General features: G+C 21.4%; 16 protein-coding genes, 3 tRNA genes and 1 rRNA gene. 7 read left to right on the top strand and 13 right to left on the bottom strand.

What is annotated here, in order from left to right; genetic code table 11:
- The first annotated feature begins 314 nt into the window (after positions 1-314).
- The 5 genes from lepA (at position 315) to acpS (ending at position 5,054) form a co-directional block, all read left to right on the top strand.
- Positions 315-2,105: a translation elongation factor 4 gene (gene lepA, locus BUCICURV3402_RS00865; protein ID WP_154029224.1), complete on the top strand. Its 1,791-nt coding sequence runs from the start codon at positions 315-317 to the stop codon at positions 2,103-2,105.
- A gap of 148 nt (positions 2,106-2,253) precedes the next feature.
- Complete coding sequence (lepB, locus tag BUCICURV3402_RS00860; protein WP_154029223.1) at positions 2,254-3,027, top strand: signal peptidase I; 774 nt, start codon at positions 2,254-2,256, stop codon at positions 3,025-3,027.
- 85 nt (positions 3,028-3,112) lie between these two features.
- Positions 3,113-3,793 carry a ribonuclease III gene (rnc, locus tag BUCICURV3402_RS00855; RefSeq protein WP_154029222.1) on the top strand — a complete coding sequence of 227 codons (681 nt, stop codon included), beginning with the start codon at positions 3,113-3,115 and terminating at the stop codon, positions 3,791-3,793.
- Positions 3,794-3,800: 7 nt separating this feature from the next.
- The gene (gene era, locus BUCICURV3402_RS00850; protein WP_154029221.1) at positions 3,801-4,646 is read left to right on the top strand and encodes a GTPase Era; all 846 of its coding nucleotides are present in this window, start codon (positions 3,801-3,803) and stop codon (positions 4,644-4,646) included.
- A 27-nt stretch (positions 4,647-4,673) separates the two neighbouring features.
- Positions 4,674-5,054, top strand: coding sequence for a holo-ACP synthase (gene acpS, locus BUCICURV3402_RS00845; RefSeq protein WP_154029220.1), 381 nt, complete (start codon positions 4,674-4,676; stop codon positions 5,052-5,054).
- Between the two features lie 35 nt (positions 5,055-5,089).
- Here acpS and tadA read toward each other — a convergent pair whose 3' ends face one another.
- From tadA to BUCICURV3402_RS00805, 8 genes are all read right to left on the bottom strand, one after another.
- Positions 5,090-5,545 (bottom strand): tRNA adenosine(34) deaminase TadA, encoded by a 456-nt coding sequence (gene tadA, locus BUCICURV3402_RS00840; RefSeq protein ID WP_154029219.1) that lies wholly within the window; start codon positions 5,543-5,545, stop codon positions 5,090-5,092.
- A gap of 35 nt (positions 5,546-5,580) precedes the next feature.
- A complete protein-coding gene (gene smpB / locus BUCICURV3402_RS00835) occupies positions 5,581-6,000 on the bottom strand; it encodes an SsrA-binding protein SmpB (protein ID WP_232036857.1) in 420 nt (139 codons plus the stop codon).
- Between the two features lie 157 nt (positions 6,001-6,157).
- Positions 6,158-6,715 carry a nucleotide exchange factor GrpE gene (locus tag BUCICURV3402_RS00830; protein WP_154029218.1) on the bottom strand — a complete coding sequence of 186 codons (558 nt, stop codon included), beginning with the start codon at positions 6,713-6,715 and terminating at the stop codon, positions 6,158-6,160.
- Between the two features lie 58 nt (positions 6,716-6,773).
- Positions 6,774-6,847, bottom strand: a tRNA-Asp gene (locus BUCICURV3402_RS00825).
- Between the two features lie 73 nt (positions 6,848-6,920).
- Positions 6,921-7,631, bottom strand: coding sequence for a DNA polymerase III subunit epsilon (dnaQ, locus tag BUCICURV3402_RS00820; protein WP_154029217.1), 711 nt, complete (start codon positions 7,629-7,631; stop codon positions 6,921-6,923).
- A 140-nt stretch (positions 7,632-7,771) separates the two neighbouring features.
- A tRNA-Ala gene (locus tag BUCICURV3402_RS00815) sits at positions 7,772-7,844 on the bottom strand.
- 12 nt (positions 7,845-7,856) lie between these two features.
- A tRNA-Ile gene (locus BUCICURV3402_RS00810) sits at positions 7,857-7,933 on the bottom strand.
- 58 nt (positions 7,934-7,991) lie between these two features.
- A 16S ribosomal RNA gene (locus BUCICURV3402_RS00805) occupies positions 7,992-9,552 on the bottom strand.
- Positions 9,553-9,978: 426 nt separating this feature from the next.
- Between BUCICURV3402_RS00805 and argS the strand changes: the two genes are divergently transcribed.
- Complete coding sequence (gene argS, locus BUCICURV3402_RS00800; protein WP_154029216.1) at positions 9,979-11,694, top strand: arginine--tRNA ligase; 1,716 nt, start codon at positions 9,979-9,981, stop codon at positions 11,692-11,694.
- A gap of 30 nt (positions 11,695-11,724) precedes the next feature.
- On the opposite strand, the gene BUCICURV3402_RS00795 is transcribed toward argS, so the two are convergent.
- Genes BUCICURV3402_RS00795 through BUCICURV3402_RS02110 form a run of 3 tightly spaced genes read right to left on the bottom strand, consistent with a single transcriptional unit; the run spans position 11,725 to position 14,946 of the window.
- Complete coding sequence (locus BUCICURV3402_RS00795) at positions 11,725-13,809, bottom strand: flagellar biosynthesis protein FlhA (protein WP_232036845.1); 2,085 nt, start codon at positions 13,807-13,809, stop codon at positions 11,725-11,727.
- A 25-nt stretch (positions 13,810-13,834) separates the two neighbouring features.
- A complete protein-coding gene (locus tag BUCICURV3402_RS02115) occupies positions 13,835-14,521 on the bottom strand; it encodes an EscU/YscU/HrcU family type III secretion system export apparatus switch protein (protein ID WP_269471972.1) in 687 nt (228 codons plus the stop codon).
- A complete protein-coding gene (locus BUCICURV3402_RS02110) occupies positions 14,521-14,946 on the bottom strand; it encodes an EscU/YscU/HrcU family type III secretion system export apparatus switch protein (RefSeq protein ID WP_154029213.1) in 426 nt (141 codons plus the stop codon). The genes BUCICURV3402_RS02115 and BUCICURV3402_RS02110 overlap by 1 nt, the downstream gene beginning before the upstream one ends.
- Before the next feature lie 479 nt (positions 14,947-15,425).
- On the opposite strand from BUCICURV3402_RS02110, the gene proS reads away from it, so the two are divergent.
- Positions 15,426-17,039: a proline--tRNA ligase gene (proS, locus tag BUCICURV3402_RS00780; protein WP_154029212.1), complete on the top strand. Its 1,614-nt coding sequence runs from the start codon at positions 15,426-15,428 to the stop codon at positions 17,037-17,039.
- Positions 17,040-17,152: 113 nt separating this feature from the next.
- Here proS and dnaE read toward each other — a convergent pair whose 3' ends face one another.
- Both dnaE and fabZ read right to left on the bottom strand, forming a co-directional pair.
- Positions 17,153-20,668, bottom strand: coding sequence for a DNA polymerase III subunit alpha (gene dnaE / locus BUCICURV3402_RS00775; RefSeq protein WP_232036844.1), 3,516 nt, complete (start codon positions 20,666-20,668; stop codon positions 17,153-17,155).
- 294 nt (positions 20,669-20,962) lie between these two features.
- Positions 20,963-21,421, bottom strand: coding sequence for a 3-hydroxyacyl-ACP dehydratase FabZ (gene fabZ / locus BUCICURV3402_RS00770; RefSeq protein WP_154029211.1), 459 nt, complete (start codon positions 21,419-21,421; stop codon positions 20,963-20,965).
- Positions 21,422-21,440 lie beyond the last annotated feature (19 nt).

Genomic DNA, 21,440 nt, shown 5'->3' with positions numbered 1-21,440 from the left:
TTTTTTTCACTATATAAATAATTATATTTAATTTTTATTTCATAAATATAAATTAATTAATAATTTTAAAAGTTTTTAAAATTTATATAATTTATTTTATTATATAAAATATCACTTTTGTTTTAAATAAATAAATTATATAAAATAGATAAAAATTTTTATAATTATATATAATTAATTATATATAATATATATAATTAATTATATATAATTATAAAAAGTTTTTATTAAAAATTTTTAAATATATATCAAACATTTTTTAATAATAAAATTTATTAGATCAAAATTAAAACAAATGGTACACTAGTTATATGATGAAATATATAAGAAATTTTTCTATTATTGCCCATATAGATCATGGGAAATCTACTTTATCTGATCGATTAATACAGATTTGTGGAGGTTTGTCTAAAAGAGAAATGTCGGATCAAGTTTTAGATACTATGGATTTAGAACGTGAGCGTGGCATTACGATTAAAGCACAAAGTGTGACAATTAATTATACTTCAAAAAAAGGAAAAAATTTTTATTTAAATTTTATTGATACACCGGGACATGTTAATTTCGCTTATGAAGTTTCACGTGCACTATCAGCATGTGAAGGAGCTTTATTAATAATAGATGCAGCTCAAAGTGTACAAGCCCAAACAGTTGCAAATTGTCTTAGCGCTTTAAAAATGAATTTATCAATTTTACCAATTTTAAATAAAATTGATTTACCTAATGCCAGACCAAAACAAGTATGTCAAGATATAAGAGATATTATTGGAATTTCAACAAAGGATATTGTTTTATGTTCTGCAAAAACAGGTCAAGGAATACCTGAATTATTAGAAAAAATTATAACGGTTATTCCTTCTCCAAAAGGAAATATTAATAATCCCTTACAAGCTTTAGTAATTGATTCTTGGTTTGACAAGTATTTAGGTGTAGTATCATTGGTACGTATAAAGAATGGTTTTATAAAAATAAAAGATAAAATACTTATTTTAAGAACTCAAAAAGTATATCAAGTAGAACAATTAGGTATTTTTACACCAAAAAGAATTTTAAAACCAATGTTATCTTGCGGAGAAGTAGGATGGGTGATATGCGGAATTAAAGATATTCATTCTATACTAGTTGGTGAAACTATTACATCATTTAAAAATCCTTCTACTAATTTAATATCAGGTTTTCAAAAAATTAAACCAAAAATATATGCTGGTTTGTTTCCAATAAAAACTAATCAATATAATCAATTTAAAGAAGCTCTAAATAAACTTCAATTAAATGACTCTTCTTTATTTTATGAGCCTGAAAATTCACAAGCATTAGGATTTGGATTTAGATGTGGGTTTTTAGGAATATTACACATGGAAATTGTTCAATCAAGACTAGAGCGGGAATATAATATAGAGATTATTTTAACTGCACCAACTGTTGTATATGAAGTTATTTTAATAAAAAGTAAAAAAATAATTTATTTAGATAATCCAGTAAAATTTCCTAATACCAATTTAATTTATGAAATTAGAGAACCAATAGCTTTTTGTAATATTTTAACACCTACTAAATATATTGGAGAAATTATTAATTTATGTATTAAAAAAAGAGGAATACAAAAAAACTTAATATATCATAATAAAAAAACCGTTATTCAATATGAAATTCCATTATCAGAAGTAATTTCAAATTTTTTTGATAAATTAAAATCTATTTCTAGTGGATATGCTTCATTAGAATATAATTCTATTGGTTTTAGAAAAAGTGATTTAGTTAAAATTGATATTTTAATTAATTCTATGAAAATTGATGCATTATCATCTATTTGTCATAGAAAAAACTCTATTCGTATTGCTAAAAATATAATAGAAAAAATTAAAAAAATAATACCAAGACATCAATTTAATGTACCTATTCAAGCTGCTATTGAAAATAATATTATTTCTAGAGCTAATGTTAAACAACTTAGAAAAAATGTATTATCAAAATGTTATGGGGGCGATATTAGTCGCAAAAAAAAATTATTACAAAAACAAAAAAAAGGAAAAAAAAGAATGAAAGTTATTGGAAATGTAAAAATTCCTCAAGAAATATTTTTTTCTATATTACAAATTGATTAACTATTAAAATAGGATTTTAAACATATATGAAGTTTTTAATAAAATATATATTCATTTTTACAACTAGTATATTAATTTTTTTTTGTATATTTAATTATATAAATAATTTGTATAATTATATTTATAAAAAAGATATAAAAAAAAAAACATAAAAAAATTATTAATAGAATTATTACAATATTTTTTTATTATATTTTTTATTTTTGGTATACGGCTATTTTTTTATCAATCTTTTTCTATTTATTCAGATTCAATGAAGCCATCTTTATTAGAAGGTGATTATATATTAGTTCAAAAACTTTTTTATAATATAAACAATTTAAATAAAAAAATTAAATTTAATAATTATAAACCCAAAAGAAATGATGTTGTTGTGTTTAAATATTCAAAAAATAAAAATTTAAAATATATTAAACGTATTATTGGTTTACCTGGAGACATAGTTTTCTATCATCCTTTTACAAAAAAAATATATATTATTAATAAAATTAATAATAGATATTCTGTTATTTTTAACAAAAAAAAAGAAATTAAACATATTATTTTTAATCAAATTAAAAATAATAAAAATTTTTATAATAAACAGACTCATACATATCGCTCATTAATAAATGAAAAATATAAAGAAATATTTAAAAATCATGTGCATGATATAATGATATCTCATGGTATAAAAAATTATTTATATTTATATAATAAAAAAAATAAAAATCAAAAAAAATGGACATGGATAATCCCTCAAGATCAATACTTTGTTATAGGAGATAATAGAGATAAAAGCGCAGATAGCAGATTATGGGGGTTAGTTAAAAAAGAAAATATATTGGGAAAAGCAAAATATATATGGTTTAGTATAAATTATAAAAGTAAAAAATGGTTGAATATAATACGTTTTGAGAGAATTTTTAAAAAAATTCAATAAAGTTATTATACTTAATAAATATTAAATTTAACAATATTTTTTTAAGACAAACACATTAATTATTTTAATTTTTAACTGGTGTAATATGAAGCCGATGGTTATAAAAAAAATACAAAAATTTATTGGATATAAGTTTACTAATATATCTTTATTAAAACACGCTCTAACCCACAGAAGTGCTAGTAAAAAACATAATGAAAGATTAGAATTTTTAGGGGATTCTATTCTTAGTTTTATTATAGCAAAAGCACTATATCACCATTTTCCTAAAGTAAATGAAGGAGGAATGAGTAGAATGAGAGCTACATTAGTTAGAGGAAATACATTAGCAGAAATTGCATCTGAATTTTCCTTGGGTAGTTATCTTAAATTAGGGCAAGGAGAAAAAAAAAGTGGAGGATTTAAACGTGAATCTATATTAGCTAATGCTATAGAAGCTATAATAGCTAGTATATTTTTAGATAGTAATATTTATACTGTAGAACGAATAATTTTACAATGGTATAAAAAACGTTTTAAAAAAATGAACCCTATTGGAACAAAAAAAGATCCAAAAACTAGATTACAAGAATTTTTACAATCAAAACATTTTCCATTACCAATATATCATGTAGGACAAATTTATGGAGCTGCACATAATCAAATTTTTACTATTTATTGCAAAATAAATGGATTATCAGAAATTTTAATTGGAATTGGAGCTAGTCGTAGAAAAGCTGAACAAGATGCAGCTCAAAATGCATTAATTAGATTAGAGGTAGAATGAAATATTTATGAAAAAAAATACTTTTTTTGGAAAAGTACTTATAGTAGGTCGAACTAATGTAGGTAAATCTACCTTATTAAATCAATTAATAAAATCAAATGTTTCAATTATATCACATAAAAAAAATACTACTCAAACTCATATAACTGGAATTTATACTAATAATTTAATACAATTTGAATTAATTGACTCTCCTGGATTAAAAAATAACTATTTTAATAAAATTGAAAAAAAAAAATTAAGAGATACTTTTAATCTTATAAATGAAACAAATATAATAATTTTTTTAATTAATAGTTTTGTTTGGACTCAAGAAGAAGATAGACTTTTAAAATATATTCAAAAAAATAATAATAATTATATAATGGTAATTAATAAAATTGATCTTATATATAATAAAACATTATTATTACCATTTATTTCTAAAATTAATAAATTAATTTTCAATAAAGAAATTTTTTTAATTTCAGCAAAAAAAAATATATATTTAAAAAATTTATTAATTTATATAAAAAAAAAAATACCAATATCAAATCATAAATATTTAGATAATAAGAAAACTACTTGCAAAAAAAAATTTTTAGTTTCTGAAATAATAAGAGAAACATTAATTAACCTTCTAAATCAAGAATTAGTATATTCATTTACTATATTTATTACAGATTTTTACAAAAATATAAAAAATAAATATATTATTTCAAGTTTTATTTTTATTAAAAATATACGACATAAAAAAATTATTATAGGAAAAAAGGGAATAAAAATAAAAAAGTGTAAAATACAATCACAATATAAAATAGAAAAATTATTTAAAAAAAAAATATATTTAAATATTCATGTAAAAATAAAGTAAATTTTTTGTATTTTAATAGGAAATAAAATGTCAATAATAAGTATTGGAATAGATTTAATAAATATTAAACGATTTAAAAAATTAATTTTTCGTTATGGTATTAAAATACCTAATAAAATTTTATCAGAAAAAGAATTATATGAATACAAAAATACATATTATAAAGATAAATTTTTAGCTACAAGATTTACAGCTAAAGAAGCAGCAGCTAAAGCAATTGGAATTGGGATATATAAAAAAATGTTTTTAAAAAATTGTGAAATTATAAATAATATATATGGTAAACCAAAGTTAAATATATTTGGTTATGCTGGTATAATTTTAAAAAAATTAAAAACTAAAAAAATTTTTTTAAGCATTACTGATTCTCGTAAATATGTACAATCTATTGTTATACTAGAAAAATAAATAAAAAAAATAATCATTTTTAATATAAATTTAATTTATCTTTTTTTTTTAAAAAAATTTTTTAATAAATTTGAGCATTCATATAATAGAACACCAGATTTAATATCTCTTATATGATGCTTAATATTATTAATATATAATAAATTCATAAAGTATGAAAAATCATGTTTCTTTGTACTATAAGAGCCATATACAACTCTACGTATTCTAGAATTTATAATAGCTGCAGAACACATAAAACAAGGTTCATGTGTTACATATAAAACAGTATTATATAATCTATAATTTTTTAATTTCTTTCCTCCTTTTCTAATAACTAAAATTTCAGAATGAGCACTAGCATCAAATAAAGAAACACAAGAATTATAAGATGAACTAATAAGATAATTATTTTTTACTAAAACAGAACCAATTGGAATTTCCCCTCTTTTTTCTCCCTTATATGCTTGATTTAATGCTATTTTCATCCAATAATTATCTATTAATTTCATTATAATAAAATCCTGTTTCATAAAAATATCTACTATTATTCTATTTTATTTATAGATATACGTTTAAATATAGTAGATTGTTCAATTTTCCATGAATTATTTTTTTTATCTAATCTTTTATCTTGAATAGATTTACCTTTTGCAATTCCTATTTTAATTTTACACCAAGATCTACTCCAAAATAATTTTATAGGGATAATTGTATATCCTTTTCTTTTACTGTAAACAGACAAATTATGAATTTCTTTTTTTTTTAATAATAATTTTCTAATACGATTTGATTGACAACTAATAGAATCAGATGTATTTAATAACGGTTGAAAATATACTCCACTTAAATAAGCTTCATTTTTTTTAATATAAATATGCCCTTCAGTAATTTGAACAAAACCTGATCTAATTGATTTTACTTCCCATCCTTCTAAAACAATTCCAGAAATAATAGTTTTTTTTATATGAAAATTATATTTAGCTTTTTTATTTAAAAATGTTTTTTTTTTATTATTTTTTTTTTTCTACTAATATTCAAATATTTTTCCTTATATAAATAAATATTTAATATTGTAATTAATAATATAAAATTTATAAAAAATATTAATAATAATATAGATTTTAATTTTTTTTAATTTGTGATACGGATACTAAAGCGGGTCTTAATAATCTATTATTTAATGAGTATCCTTTTTGAATAATAGATGAAATAAAATTATTTTTATATTTTCCCGAAAAATCAATTGATATTGCTTGATGAAAATCAGGATTAAAGGGTATATTAATAGAATTAATAATTGAAACACCATATTTTTTAAATACATATAAAAATTTTTTTTGAATATCTTTTAATACTATATAAATTGTAGAATTATTATCATTAGAATTATCTAATACATTAATAGTAGCTTCAATACTATCAATAATAGGTAAAACTAATAAAAAATCTTTTTCTAAAAAAAAATTATATGTATTATAAATTTTTTTTTGTAATCTTTTTTTAATTTTTAATACTTTGTCTTTATAAATAATAGATGTATTTAAAATATCTTGTTTCAAATTTAATAATTTTAATTTACTTTTTTTTAATGATTTTTTATCAATTACTATATCTTTGTTTAATAAAGTATTATTTTTTACATTTGAAGATGAATTACTAATAATATCATTACAATTCATAATTATATTTCCAAATTTTTAACATAAAAAAATATTATTTATAAAAAAAATAATTTTACGGTGCGGACGGGATTCGAACCCGTGACCCCCGGCGTGACAGGCCGATATTCTAACCAACTGAACTACCGCACCAATATTTAATTTATTAAAATATAAATTTTATATTTATTTATTATGATAGTCAAGAAAAAAAAATAAATAATTATTAATTTGAAAAATTTTTTTTAATTATATTTATATATTTTTTATGTTTTTTATTTTCTAAATTATTTGCAAATAAAATTTTTAATGGTTGAAATACTGCGCTTTTTTTTAAAAAAGGTAAATTTATTGAATATAAATTTTTTAAACTAAATTTAATTTTTTCTTGTTTACTTGTCATATATAAATATAATTTCATTAATATTTTGGCATCTAATAATGCACTATGTAATTCTCTATTAATATTAATTATTTTATATCTTTTACATAAAGCATCTAAACTATTTTTTTTTCCAGGAAATATTTTTCTTGCAATTAATAAAGTATCTGTAATAGTACAAAATTTACTAATTTTTTGAATTCCGCAATTTAAATTTCTAAATTCATAATCTAAAAAACTAATATCAAATATTGCATTATGTACTATAATTTCTGATTTTTTTATAAATTTTAAAATATCTATGTATTTTTCTTTAAAAGTTGGTTGGTTTAATAAAAAATTTTCAGAAATTCCATGAATTTTATATGCTTCTTTATCAATTTTTCTATTAGGATTTAAATAAAAATGTAGATATTTTCCAGTATAATGTCTATTAATTACTTCAATTATACCTATTTCAATAATTTTATGATTAAGATATAAACAACCGTGTCTGTTCATACCAGTTGTTTCTATATCTAAAATTACCTTTCTATCTTTACGTATATAACTCATATTTAAAAGAATTTAAAATAGATTAATTAAGGTGAATTTTATATATAATTTATAAAAACATTAAGTTATTAAAATTTTTAAAGTAAAAAATTATTTATAAAATAAAAAAATGAAATTAATAGAAGTGAAATAAAAAATACTGGAGCTAAGCGGGATTGAACCGCTGACCTCCTGCGTGCAAAGCAGGCGCTCTCCCAGCTGAGCTATAGCCCCTTTTTTTTTAAATGGTAGGCCTGAGTGGATTTGAACCACCGACCTCACCCTTATCAGGGGTGTGCTCTAACCGGCTGAGCTACAAGCCTGTTTTACTATAAATCAAAAAATTTATGTGGGCACAATCCAATTAAATATTTTTTATTTTAAGGAGGTGATCCAACCGCAGGTTCCCCTACGGTTACCTTGTTACGACTTCACCCCAGTTATGAACCACAAAGTGGTAGGCGCCCTCCGAAAATACGGTTAGGAAACCTGCTTCTTTTGCAACTCACTCCCATGGTGTGACGGGCGGTGTGTACAAGGCCCGGGAACGTATTCACCGTGACATTCTGATTCACGATTACTAGCGATTCCGACTTCGTGGAGTCGAGTTGCAGACTCCAGTCCGGACTACGATACACTTTATGAGGTTTGCTTATCTTTACAGAGCTGCTTCTCTTTGTATGTACCATTGTAGCACGTGTGTAGCCCTGGTCGTAAGGGCCATGATGACTTGACGTCGTCCCCACCTTCCTCCGGTTTATAACCGGCAGTCTCTCTTGAGTCCCCGGCCGAACCGATGGTAACAAAAGATAAGGGTTGCGCTCGTTGCGGGACTTAACCCAACATTTCACAACACGAGCTGACGACAGCCATGCAGCACCTGTCTCATAGTTCTCGAAAGCACTTTTATATTTCTATAAAATTCTATGGATGTCAAGACCAGGTAAGGTTCTTCGCGTTGCATCGAATTAAACCACATGCTCCACCGCTTGTGCGGGCCCCCGTCAATTCATTTGAGTTTTAGCCTTGCGACCGTACTCCCCAGGCGGTCAACTTAATGCGTTAGCTTCAGAAGTCATTTCTCTACGGATACAACCTCTAAGTCGACATCGTTTACAGCATGGACTACCAGGGTATCTAATCCTGTTTGCTCCCCATGCTTTCGCACCTCAGCGTCAGTTTTCGTCCAGGAGGTCGCTTTCGCCACAGGTATTCCTCCAGATATCTACGCATTTCACCGCTACACCTAGAATTCTACCTCCCTCTACGAAACTCTAGTTATTCAGTTTCAAATGCAGTTCCTAGGTTAAGCCCAGGGATTTCACATCTGACTTAAATAACCGCCTACGCGCTCTTTACGCCCAGTAATTCTGATTAACGCTCGCACCCCCCGTATTACCGCGGCTGCTGGCACGGAGTTAGCCGGTGCTTCTTTTTCAGGTAACGTCAATTAATAATGATATTAGCATTATCACTTTCTTTCCTGACGAAAGTACTTTACAACCCGAAGGCCTTCTTCATACACGCGGCATAGCTGCATCAGGCTTTCGCCCATTGTGCAATATTCCCCACTGCTGCCTCCCGTAGGAGTCTGGACCGTGTCTCAGTTCCAGTGTGGCTGGTCATCCTCTCAGACCAGCTAGAGATCGTTGCCATGGTAAGCCTTTACCTTACCATCAAGCTAATCTCATCTGGGTTCATCTAAACGCGCGAGGTCTTTTTAATTAAAAACAAAGATCCCCCACTTTAGTTTCTCAACATTACGCGGTATTAGCCACCGTTTCCAGTGGTTGTCCCCCTCATTTAGGTAGATCCCCAGATATTACTCACCCGTTCGCCGCTCGCCGGCAAAAATATAAATATTTTCCCGATGCCGCACGACTTGCATGTGTTAGGCTTGCCGCCAGCGTTCAATCTGAGCCATGATCAAACTCTTCATTTACGTATAACCTTTTTATTACAAAATTAATTTTTTTTAATTAAAATTAATAATGAATAATTTGTATCTGAATATTTAATTTTCATGTGCCCACATAAATTTTCTGAAATATTTTTTTAAAGAACATTTTTATTACAAGATCTATATTATCGTTTTTTAAAAAAAAGTCAACATATTTTTTTAAATTTATCAAAAAAATTATTATATTATTAATAATTTATATTATTAATTAATTAATTTAATTCTTATAAAAATTGTTTTTATACTAAAAAAATTATTTACAAATATTATTTATATTTAAAAATTAAATAAAAATATATATATTTTTACAACTTTAATTAATTATTATATAATAATTTTTATAAAATTTACAACTATTATATTAAAAATATATATAAATTAATATTTTATAATTAAAAAGGTAAATATATGAATATTCAAACATTTTTAACAAAAAAAATAAAAAAAATATGTATAAGATATGGAGTTCCTAAAAATTTTGATCCTATTATACGAAAAAACACAAAAAATAACGAAATTGATTATCAAATAAATGGAATTATTAAATTTAAAAAAAAAATATCATTATCTCCACATGAATTATCAATAAAAATTTCTAATTATATGAAAAAATATAATATATTTAAAAAAATATTTGCCCCTAAACAGGGATTTATTAATATAAAATTAAGAAATAATTGGTTATGTAAATATATAAATAAAATGTATAATTCAAAAAATTTTAATATTCCTATAAAAAGAAAAAAAATAGTAGTTATTGACTATTCTTCACCAAATATGGCAAAAGAAATGCATGTTGGACATTTAAGGTCTACTATATTAGGAGATGTAACAGCTCGAGTAATGAAATTTTTAGGTAATAAAGTTATTAGACAAAATCATATTGGTGATTGGGGAATACAGTTTGGAATATTAATCACTCAATTAAAATTAAAATCATATAAATCTATTTATAACTTTGAAAAATTTTATAAAAAAGCATATTCATGCTATAAAAAAGACCAAAATTTTATAAAAGAAACAAAAAAAAATGTAGTAAAACTACAAAATAAAGATAAAGAATGTATAAAAATATGGAATAGATTAGTTAAATTAACTATAAAAAAAAATAATTTAATATATAAAAAACTTAATGTTTTACTTAAAAATAGTGATATTAGAGGAGAAAGTTTTTATAATTATATGTTACCAGAAATTATTTCTGATTTAAAAAATAAAAAAATAGCAGTTAATTATAATGGATCAGTTATAGTGTATTTAAAAGAATTTAAAAATCGATTAGGTAAAAACATGGGGGTGATTATACAAAAAAAAGATGGAGCATTCTTATATACTACTACAGATCTTGCTTGTATAAAATATAGATGTAATGTATTAAAAGCTGATCGAATTATTTACTATACTGACAGTAGACAAAAGCAACATTTATTACAAGTATGGAATATAGCTAAAAAAGCAAAATATGTACCAGAAAAAACATTATTAGAACACCATTCTTTTGGAATGATTTTGTGTAAAAATAATAAACCTTTTAAAACGCGTAAAGGAAAAACAATTAAATTAATAGATTTATTAGATAAAAGTATTTTAAAAGCAAAAAAACTAGTTAGTAAAAAAAACAAAAATATTAGTGAAAATGAAATAAAAAAAATATCAGAAAATATTGGTATAGGTGCTATAAAATATTTTGATTTATCTAAAAATAGATTATCTGATTATCAATTTGATTGGAATCAAATACTATCATTAAATGGGAATACAGCTCCTTATATACAATATGCATACACCCGCATTCAATCAATTATTAAAAATAATAAATCAGATTTTAATATTAATTTATATCATATAAAAATATTTACTATTTTTGAAAGACAATTAATATTAACGATTTTGCAATTTGAAGAAATTATATTTATTTTAGAAAAAAAAGGAACTCCTCATTTAATGTGTAACTATTTATACGATATAGCTGGAAAATTTTCAAAATTTTATGAAAATTGTCCTATTTTATTCGTAAAAGAGAAACACATTAAGATAAGTAGAATAAAATTATCTATTTTAACAGCTAGAATTATTAAACAAGGTTTATATTTGTTAGGAATAAATACAGTACAAATAATGTAAAAAATTTTATTTTTACAAAACTAATCTTTTTTATTTACCAATAATATGAGTAAATTTTATAAACCGATCTTCAGAAATTTCTAAAAATGATAATACTGTTAACTCAGGAATATTAAGAACAAACAATTTTGATAAAAGAACACGCAATTCAGGTAGAACTAATAATACAATTGGTAAATTATCTTTTTTTTGAAAAGAAACAGATAATCGAGTTTGTTTAATTAGTTTTTCAGAAAAAGTAGGTTCTAAAACATGAGCTTTATCATTAACAAATTTTAGTAATATTTTTTCAATATTAGAGCTTAAACCAATGACATTAATATTTTTATCTTTTAAAAAAAACTTTTGAGTAATAAAATTTCGTAATGAAATACGAATAATATCAGTTAATTTTTCTATATCATTTTTTAAACTAGAACCGTGTTTTATTAAAGTTTCTAAAATAGTTCTAATATCTTTAATTGATATATCATCTTTTAATAAATTCTGTAAAATACCCTGCAAAATAGTTACTGAAATTATTTTAGGTATTAAATAATCAATTAATTTTGGATAATTTTGTGATATACGATCTATTAATTGCTGAGTTTCTTGAAAACCAAATAACTCATGTAATTTTTTTCTAAGAATTTTATCAAAATGTGTAATAATAACAGTAATAGGGTCAATAATTACTAATTTATTTTTTAAAATATCTTTTTTAAAATTCGAATCAATCCATAATGAAGGAAGGTTAAAAACAGGCTCTATTACTTTTATACCTGGAATTTTAATAACATTATCAGATTTATTTATAACTAAAAATTTATCTAAATAAACTTGACTGGAACTAATTTCTACTCCTTTTATTAATATTTTATATATTCCACTTTCTAACTTATAATTATGAACTAAGTTAATTTCGGGTAGTAAAAAACCAAAATCCTGAGCAATATTTTTTCTTAATTGATATAAATCTTGTAATAAATTACTATATTTATTTTTATAAGTAGGTTCTAAAAAAATAGAACTTAACTCTAGAGTAATTAAAGATTCAAATTGAATATCATTCCAAGTTAAATTTAATATTTTTCTTTCTTGAGAAACAGATTTTTTATAAAAATTTTTTTTGATACACTTTTGACTATATATATACCATGATAATATAAATAAATTAATTGTAAAAAATAAAAAAATAAAATTTGGCATACCAGGAATTAAACTAAATATAAAAAAAATAACTCCACTAAAAAAAATTACTTGAGAATTATTAAACACTTGACTAATTATTTGTTCACTAATACTAATTTTTTCAGAACCAACTCGAGTTAAAATAACACCTGAAGCAATAGATATAATTAAAGAAGGAATTTGAGCAACTAAACCATCCCCAATAGTCAAAACGCTATATATTTTAGCTGCTTGTAAAAAAACCATATTATGTTGAGAAATTCCTATTATTAAACCACCCACAATATTTACTATCATTATTATAATTCCAGCAATAGCATCTCCTCGAATAAATTTACTTGCTCCATCCATAGAACCATAAAAATCAGCTTCTCTATGTACATTTATTCGTCTTTTTCTTGCTTCTTTTTCAGAAATAATACCAGCATTTAAATCAGCATCTATAGCCATTTGTTTTCCTGGCATTGCATCTAAAATAAATCTAGCTCCAACTTCTGCAATTCTTCCAGAACCTTTAGTAATTACTAAAAAATTTATAATAACTAAAATAATAAAAATAATAATACCAATAAAAAAATTTCCGCTAATTAAAAAAAAACCAAATGATTCAATAACACGTCCAGCAGAAAAAGAACCAAGATGACCATTCAATAAAATAATTCGTGTAGAAGCAATATTTAATGACAAACGTAATAATGTTGAAAATAATATTACAGAAGGAAAAGAAGAAAAATCTAAAGTTTTTGTAGTAAATAGAGCAACAATCAAAACAATTATAGAAATAGCAATATTTAAAGTAAAAAATAAATCTAAAATAAAAGAAGGAAGAGGCAAAATAAACATACATAAAATAATTAATATTAGTAATGGAGCAAATAAAGAACTTAATATAATATTATTAATTTTTTTAAAACTATGAAATAAAAAAAATATTTTATTTATCAACAATTTTTCTCCTAAAGATAATTTATTAATTATCAAAAAATATAATAGGCTTAACTGGATATATACCTCCATATTTTTTCCAATATTTTAATTGCCAAGCCCATGCTAAAATTTTTGCTATAGATATGTATAAATTACTAGGAACATAATCTCCAATAGAAGAATTATTATATAAATATATAGCTAAATAACTAGAAATAAATACAGGGATATTATTCTTTTTTGCAATTTCTATAATTTTTATAGATAAAAATCCTGTTCCTTTAAATAGAACTTTAGGCAAAGACATATTTTTTATATCATAATGTATTGCAACAGCACAATTTAAAGAATCAAAAATAATTACATCGGATTTCTTTAACTTAAAAACAGAATATTTTTTTGATAACTGTTGAGTTAATATTCGAATTTTTTGTTTGATTAAAGGATTTCCTTCTAATTCTTTATATTCATCTTTTACTTCTTGAATTGTCATACGTAAATTATTTAAATATTGAAAATATTGTAAAATTGAGTCTATAACAGCTATAAAAAAAATAAATAAAATTAAAATACGAATAAACTTAAAAACAAAATAAAAACCATAGAATATACTTTTTAATAATGAATAAGAATGAATTTGATTTATTTTTGAAAAATTATCCCATATATAATAAAAAGAAATTAAAATAATTAATATTAATTTAAATAAAATTAAAAAAAAATCAGTAATTATATTTGAAATTTTTTTTTTTTAAAATTATTTACAATGTCTATAAAATTTAAATTAAATTTAATAAATTTTATTCTTACTATTTCCCCATAAATTAAAATAGGTGAAAAAATTAATATAAAAAATATTCCAGAAAATAATATTGAAAAAAATAAAATAAAAATTTTTATATGTTGTAATAAAAAAATAAATAATTTTTGATATTTATCAATTGTATTATTTTGAAAAGTTAAACTAGATATAAATAATTTCAAAAAATATAAAAAAATTATTTTTTTATTTATAAATATAAAAAAGAAAAAAAATAATAGTATAAAAAAAGAATTTAAATCGTATGAATATTTTATTTCTCCGTTTTTTTTATATTTTTCAATTTTATACGGAGTTGCATCTTCAGTTTTATCTTCATTTAAGTTATAATTCATAAATTATACCTATTTAAAAATCTATTGATTATTTTTTATGAAAAATTTATTAATAAAATAATTATATTTATTTACTTTAAAATAAAATTAAATTATTTTTTTTATAAATTATATTAAAAATTAATATACCCTAAAATATAAAAAAATAATATTTTATTTATTCAATAATTTAAATACAAAATCTAAATAATAACAAGGAAGAATAAAAAAATTATATTTATAATTTATAAAAATAAATTATATTATATACTGTATTAAAGGTATTTTTTTAATTATCATATATTTTTATAATTATAAAATAATAAAATTATTTTTATGATTAATTTTATATAAAATTTATAAAATAATATCTAGTTAAAAAAAATATATTAAATAATAATTGCTTATTAATAACTTTATATCAAATAAAAATTTAATTAATCTATATATTTTACTATAAATAAAATTTAATTATCTATTTTATATTCTGGATACCATATATGTATACTACAAAATATTTACTTTCAACCATTAAAGAAAAACCAAAACAAACGGACTCTATAAGTCATCAATTAATGTTAAGATCTGGAATGATTCGTATGTTGTCTACAGGAATATATACATGGTTACCGACAGGACAGAGAATTATAAAAAAAATTATAAATATAATTTCAAATATAATGGATCAATATGGATATATGGAAATCTGTATACCTATTATACAACCAAAAAAATTATGGGATCAAAGCGGAAGAACTAAATTGTATGGAGAAGAGTTAATTAATATTATAGATCGTAGAAAAAAAAAATGTATATTAAGTCCTACTAATGAAGAAGCTATAAATTATATTTTTTCTCAAGAAATTCAATCATATAAACAATTACCTATTGTTTTCTATCAAATACAAAAAAAATTTAGAGATGAAATCAGACCAAGATTTGGAATAATAAGATCTATAGAATTTCTTATGAAGGATGCTTATTCTTTTCATATTAATAAAAAATCATTAAAAAAAACATATGAACAAATGAAAAAAATTTATATAAAAATATTTAAAAAATTAAAATTAAATTTTAAAATTGTTAGAACAAATTCAAAAATTATGGGAGGATCTATATCACATGAATTTCATGCTATATCTAATACTGGAGAAGATAAAATTATTTTTTCTGAAAAATCTAACTATGCAGTACATAATAACCAATTTAATATTCAAAAAAATAAAATAAAAATTTATTTAATAAAAACAAAAACAAATCAATTAAAATATAATTTAGCTGTATTATTAATGCGTAAAAATGATCCTTTAAATATAAAAGATTTACAAAATATAAATGTATTAGAATATCCTTTAAAATTTATAAAATCTAAAAAAATAACTTTATTGCATAAATTAACTAATGATAAAAAGTTTTATTTTGATAAAAAAATATTTATTTTAGCAGATTCTAAAATAATAAATATGCCATATTTTATATTAAAAAAAAATCCATCAAATTTAAATTTTATACCTATTCTTTGGAATAAAAAAATTTTTTTTAATAAAATTATTAATATAAAAAATATTAATAAAATTTTTTATTATAATACAAAAAAAGAAATATTAAAAAAAAAAAATAGTATAGAAATTGGTCATATTTTTCAAATTGGAAAAAAATATTCTAAGAACATAAATTTTATAATTCAAGATCAATATAATAATAAAAAATTACTAAATATGGGTTGTTATGGAATAGGAATTAATAGAATTATATCATCAATTATAGAACAAAATTGTGATAAAGATGGAATTATCTGGCCTAAATGTATAGCTCCTTTTCAAATATTTATTATTCCAATTAATATGCATAAAAATCATGAAATAAAAAAAATAGCAAAATTAATCTATAAAAAATTAATAAATAGAAAAATTGATGTTTTATTTGATAATAGAAAAGAAAATTTAGGAAAAATGTTTGCTGATATGAATTTAATTGGTATTCCATATGGAATTATTATTAGTCATAAAACAATACAATCTAAAGAAATTGAATTTTATTCAAGAAAAAATTATTCCAAAAAAAGAATTCTTATTTCTGATATAATCGAATTTATAGACAATAAAATAAAATAATTTTTATTAACTCTAATAAAATACATATAAAAATATATTTAAATAAATAATTATTAATTATTATATATAAAAAATTTTTAAAAATATTTAATAAAATTTTTTATATTGAATATTTACTTAAAAAAATTTAATTTAATTATTATATTTTTTTTAAATACTTTTAAATAATTTAAAAAATTATTGTCAGGATATATCATATATTTTATACTAAACAAATTATGTTGTATATTATGTTTTTCAGGTTGAATGAATTTTAAAAAAACTGTTCCTTTATTAACTTTATTTGTTAAATAATTATATAAATAATCAAATATATTTTTATTATTTATATAATTGTTTTTAATATACACCTTTATAGTATGCATTTTCTTAGCTCGGAATTTTTCAATGTTATATATTTTATTTACTAATACCCTTGATCTATTACTAAAAGAATCAAATGATAATTTTCCTATAATTATAATAATCATATTTTTTTTATAATATTCTTGATCTAATAAATTATTAGAATTATCAAAGAAAAAAACATCTAAACGACTATATGAATCTTCTAAAGTAATAATATAAAATTTATCTTTATTTTTAGTAAATGCTAATTTAATAGAAAAAATCATACCTGAAAGTATAATATCACTATTTTTGTTTTGTAATATACAATCATATAATCTTATTCCGCCAGTATAATAATACATTTCTTTTAAAAAATTTTTAACAGGGTGAACTGTAAGATAAAAACCTAAAACTTTTCTCTCCCATTTTAATATTTTTGAAACAAAATTGTAAAAATTTATTTTATTTACTATTTTTTTTTTATGATTATTTTTTAATAATACTCTCTTTAATATAAAATCATTCAATTTGAATAAATCATTTTGTTGTGAATAAATAGATAAAACTTTTTGTTTAACAATTTTTATTGAATATTCAATATGATTAAATAATGTAATACGACATATATTAAAACAGTCACATGCTCCTGACATAACTAAGATTTCAAAAACATGTCGTGTTATTTTTTTTAAATGTAAACACATACAAAAATCTAAAAAATTAGCAAATGAATTATTATTTTTTTTTCTTTCACTAAGAATAATATCAATAGATGACTTTCCTAATCCTTTTATTGCCCCTAAACCATATACTATTTCTTTATTTTTATTAACAGTAAAATGATAATTACTAATATTTACATTTGGAGGAATAATAATTAATTTCATTCTACGAGCATCATGAATTAAATTAATTATTTTATTAGTATTCATCATATCTAAAGTCATAGCAGAAGCCATAAATTCAGAAGAATAATTTGCCTTTAACCATAACGTTTGATAAGCTAATAATGCATAAGTAACTGAATGTGATTTATTAAAACCATAAGCAGAAAATTTTTCTAGTAAATTAAAAATCTTTTTTGATAAATTTAAACAAATGGAATTTTTTGAAGCACCTAATTGAAACAAATTACGTTGATTATTCATTTCTATAGGATCTTTTTTTGCCATAGCTCTTCTTAAAATATCTGCTTCGCTAGGAGTAAATTTAGATAAAACCTGAGAAATTTTCATAACTTGCTCTTGATATAAAATTATACCATATGTTGATTTTAATATAGGTTTTAATAACTTATGTTGCCATCTATAATCTGGATATGAAATTGTTTCTTTTCCATGTTTACGATTTATAAAATTATCTACCATACCTGATTGTAAAGGACCGGGACGATATAAAGCAACAAGAGCAACAATATCTTCAAAAGAAGAAGGTTGTAACCGTTTAATCAAATTTCTCATTCCTATAGATTCTAATTGAAATACAGATATTGTTTCAGATTTATTTAATAATAAAAAACTTTTTTTATCTTTTAGATTTATTTGATTAAGAATAAACTTTTTTTTTTTATATTTATTTTGTGTATTAATAGTTTTAATAATCATTTGAATCATAGTTAATGTTTTTAAACCTAAAAAATCAAATTTAACTAAACCTATAAATTCAAGATCATTCTTATCAAACTGTGTAATTTGATTTTCTCCCTTAGAATCACATAATATAGGTACAAAATCAGAAATTTTTGTAGGAGAAATAACAACACCTCCTGCATGTTTTCCTACATTACGTGTTACTCCTTCTAATTTCTTAGCTATATCAATTAATATTTTAATATCATTATTATGATTATATAAATCCATTAATTCTTTTTGAATAGAAAACGCTTTTTTTAAATTCATTTTAGGATCTAGAGGAATTAATTTAGAAATTTTATTTATTAAACCATAAGGATAACCAAGAACCCTACCCACATCTCTAATAACTGCTTTGGCTGCCATTGTTCCAAAAGTAATAATTTGAGAAACAGAATTACGACCATATTTTTCTGAAACATGATCAATTACTAAATCTCTTTTTTCCATACAAAAATCAACATCAAAATCCGGTAAAGAGACACGATCAGGATTTAAAAAACGCTCAAATAATAAATCAAATTGTAAAGGATCTATTTCTGTAATATTCAAAGAAAAAGATACTAAAGAACCAGAACCAGAACCTCTACCAGGACCTACTGGTATATCATTATTTTTAGCCCATTGAATAAATTCCATTACAATAAGAAAATAACTAATAAATCCCATTTTTTTTATAATATACAATTCATAATTTAATCTAGAAAAATATATTTTTTTTTTAATTAATCTTTGAGATTTATCAGGAAATATACTTATTAAACGCAAATTTAATCCCTTTTTAGCTTTTTTTACAAAAAACTGATAAAGATCCACAGATCCTGTAGGAAATACCGGTAAAAAATAAGATCCAGAAGGTATAATTACATTACAACGTTTTGAAAGTTCAACACTATTTATAATTGATTCAGGAAAATCATAAAACATATTAATCATATCATCTTGACTTTTTAAAAATTGATTTTCAGTGTATTCGTATACAAATTTTGGATCAGTAATAGTTTTTTTTTTGTAAATAGCTACTTTTATTTTGTGAACTTTAAAGTCATTTCTTTTTAAAAAAACAACTTCATTAGTAGCAATAACGGGTAAAGAATACCTATAAGAAATATATTTAATATATTCAATATATTCTTCTTCTCTAATTTTACCTAATCGAGAAATTTCTAAATAATAATTATTTGGAAAATATTTTTTATAAAATAAAATACAGTGATTTAATGAATTTATATCATTATTAAATATACATTGACCAATATCTCCTTTCATCCCTCCTGACAGAATTAATAAACCTTTTCTAAATTTCAATAAATTATCCATATTTATTATTAATCCAGAATTATCATCATATCCTAATTGATATGATTCAGATAATAATTCAATAATATTTTTATAACCATAATTATTTTTAGCTAATAAAGTTAAATTAAATTTACAATCAGTAATAATATTTGACAAAACAATAATATCGACACCAATAATAGGTTTAATACCTACTTTAAAAGCAGAAGAATAAAATTTAATAACCCCGTGCAAATTATTTAAATCAGATATTCCTAATGATTGCATATTTATTTTTTTAGCATATTCTATTAACTTTTCTGGTTTAATAATTCCATCTATCATAGAATAATCACTATGCACTCTAATATGTACAAAATTTTTCACGTATTTGTTTAACCTAAAAATAATAATAAAAATTAAATATAAAATAAATATTTAAATGAAATAATTGTATATTACAATTTTAGTAAAAATATAAATATAAAAAAATATATATTTCATAACATAATTGATATATTCAATAATTTTATTAAAATTAATTATTTAGTTAGAATATATTTTAATTCAAAATCAAATATTAATAAATAATTATTCAAATAAATATTTAAAATTCTAATAGTTTTAATTTTGGATAAATATATAAATTATATAAATATTCAATTTTATAAAAAATAACCATTATAAAAAAGATAATGAAATAGTAGATTTACATACTATAATATTATTTACTAATACAACTCCATAAAAAAAATAAACTTCTAATAATTTTCTTTTAAAAAATACTTCTACAACCATTTGATCACCTGGATATACCGGATGAATAAAAGTAGTATTATTTACTCCAGTTAAACAACATGTTTTTTTACTTTTTTTAATATTACTTTTATAATAAAAAAGAAGAATGCTACTAGACTGAGCAATTGATTCTATAATCAAAACACCAGGAAAAATAAATTTTTCTGGAAAGTGACCAAAAAAAAAAAAATCATTAGCAGTAATATTTTTTAAAGTATGTATATATTTTTTCTTTTTATAATCCAATATTTTATCAATTAATAAAAAAGGAAAACGGTGTGGTAAAATTTTTAAAATATCATTTATATTTAAAATATATTTTAAATCTTTCGTATCTTTCATAATTATATCTCTTATATAA

The sequence above is a fragment of the Buchnera aphidicola (Cinara curvipes) genome (genome assembly GCF_900698915.1).
Classification (GTDB): Bacteria; Pseudomonadota; Gammaproteobacteria; order Enterobacterales; family Enterobacteriaceae; genus Buchnera_F; species Buchnera_F aphidicola_AY.
Note: the sequence above shows the minus strand (reverse complement) of the source record. Positions and strands in the feature narration are given on the sequence as shown.

What these genes read in the sequence shown, in the direction of transcription:
- BUCICURV3402_RS02110 (WP_154029213.1), bottom strand. Translation starts at nt 14,946, where the DNA reads ATGAATTATAACTTAAATGAAGATAAAACTGAAGATGCAACTCCGTAT.
- fabZ (WP_154029211.1), bottom strand. Translation starts at nt 21,421, where the DNA reads ATGAAAGATACGAAAGATTTAAAATATATTTTAAATATAAATGATATT.
- era (WP_154029221.1), top strand. Translation starts at nt 3,801, where the DNA reads ATGAAAAAAAATACTTTTTTTGGAAAAGTACTTATAGTAGGTCGAACT.
- proS (WP_154029212.1), top strand. Translation starts at nt 15,426, where the DNA reads ATGTATACTACAAAATATTTACTTTCAACCATTAAAGAAAAACCAAAA.
- dnaQ (WP_154029217.1), bottom strand. Translation starts at nt 7,631, where the DNA reads ATGAGTTATATACGTAAAGATAGAAAGGTAATTTTAGATATAGAAACA.
- rnc (WP_154029222.1), top strand. Translation starts at nt 3,113, where the DNA reads ATGAAGCCGATGGTTATAAAAAAAATACAAAAATTTATTGGATATAAG.
- lepA (WP_154029224.1), top strand. Translation starts at nt 315, where the DNA reads ATGAAATATATAAGAAATTTTTCTATTATTGCCCATATAGATCATGGG.
- argS (WP_154029216.1), top strand. Translation starts at nt 9,979, where the DNA reads ATGAATATTCAAACATTTTTAACAAAAAAAATAAAAAAAATATGTATA.
- tadA (WP_154029219.1), bottom strand. Translation starts at nt 5,545, where the DNA reads ATGAAATTAATAGATAATTATTGGATGAAAATAGCATTAAATCAAGCA.
- acpS (WP_154029220.1), top strand. Translation starts at nt 4,674, where the DNA reads ATGTCAATAATAAGTATTGGAATAGATTTAATAAATATTAAACGATTT.
- BUCICURV3402_RS00830 (WP_154029218.1), bottom strand. Translation starts at nt 6,715, where the DNA reads ATGAATTGTAATGATATTATTAGTAATTCATCTTCAAATGTAAAAAAT.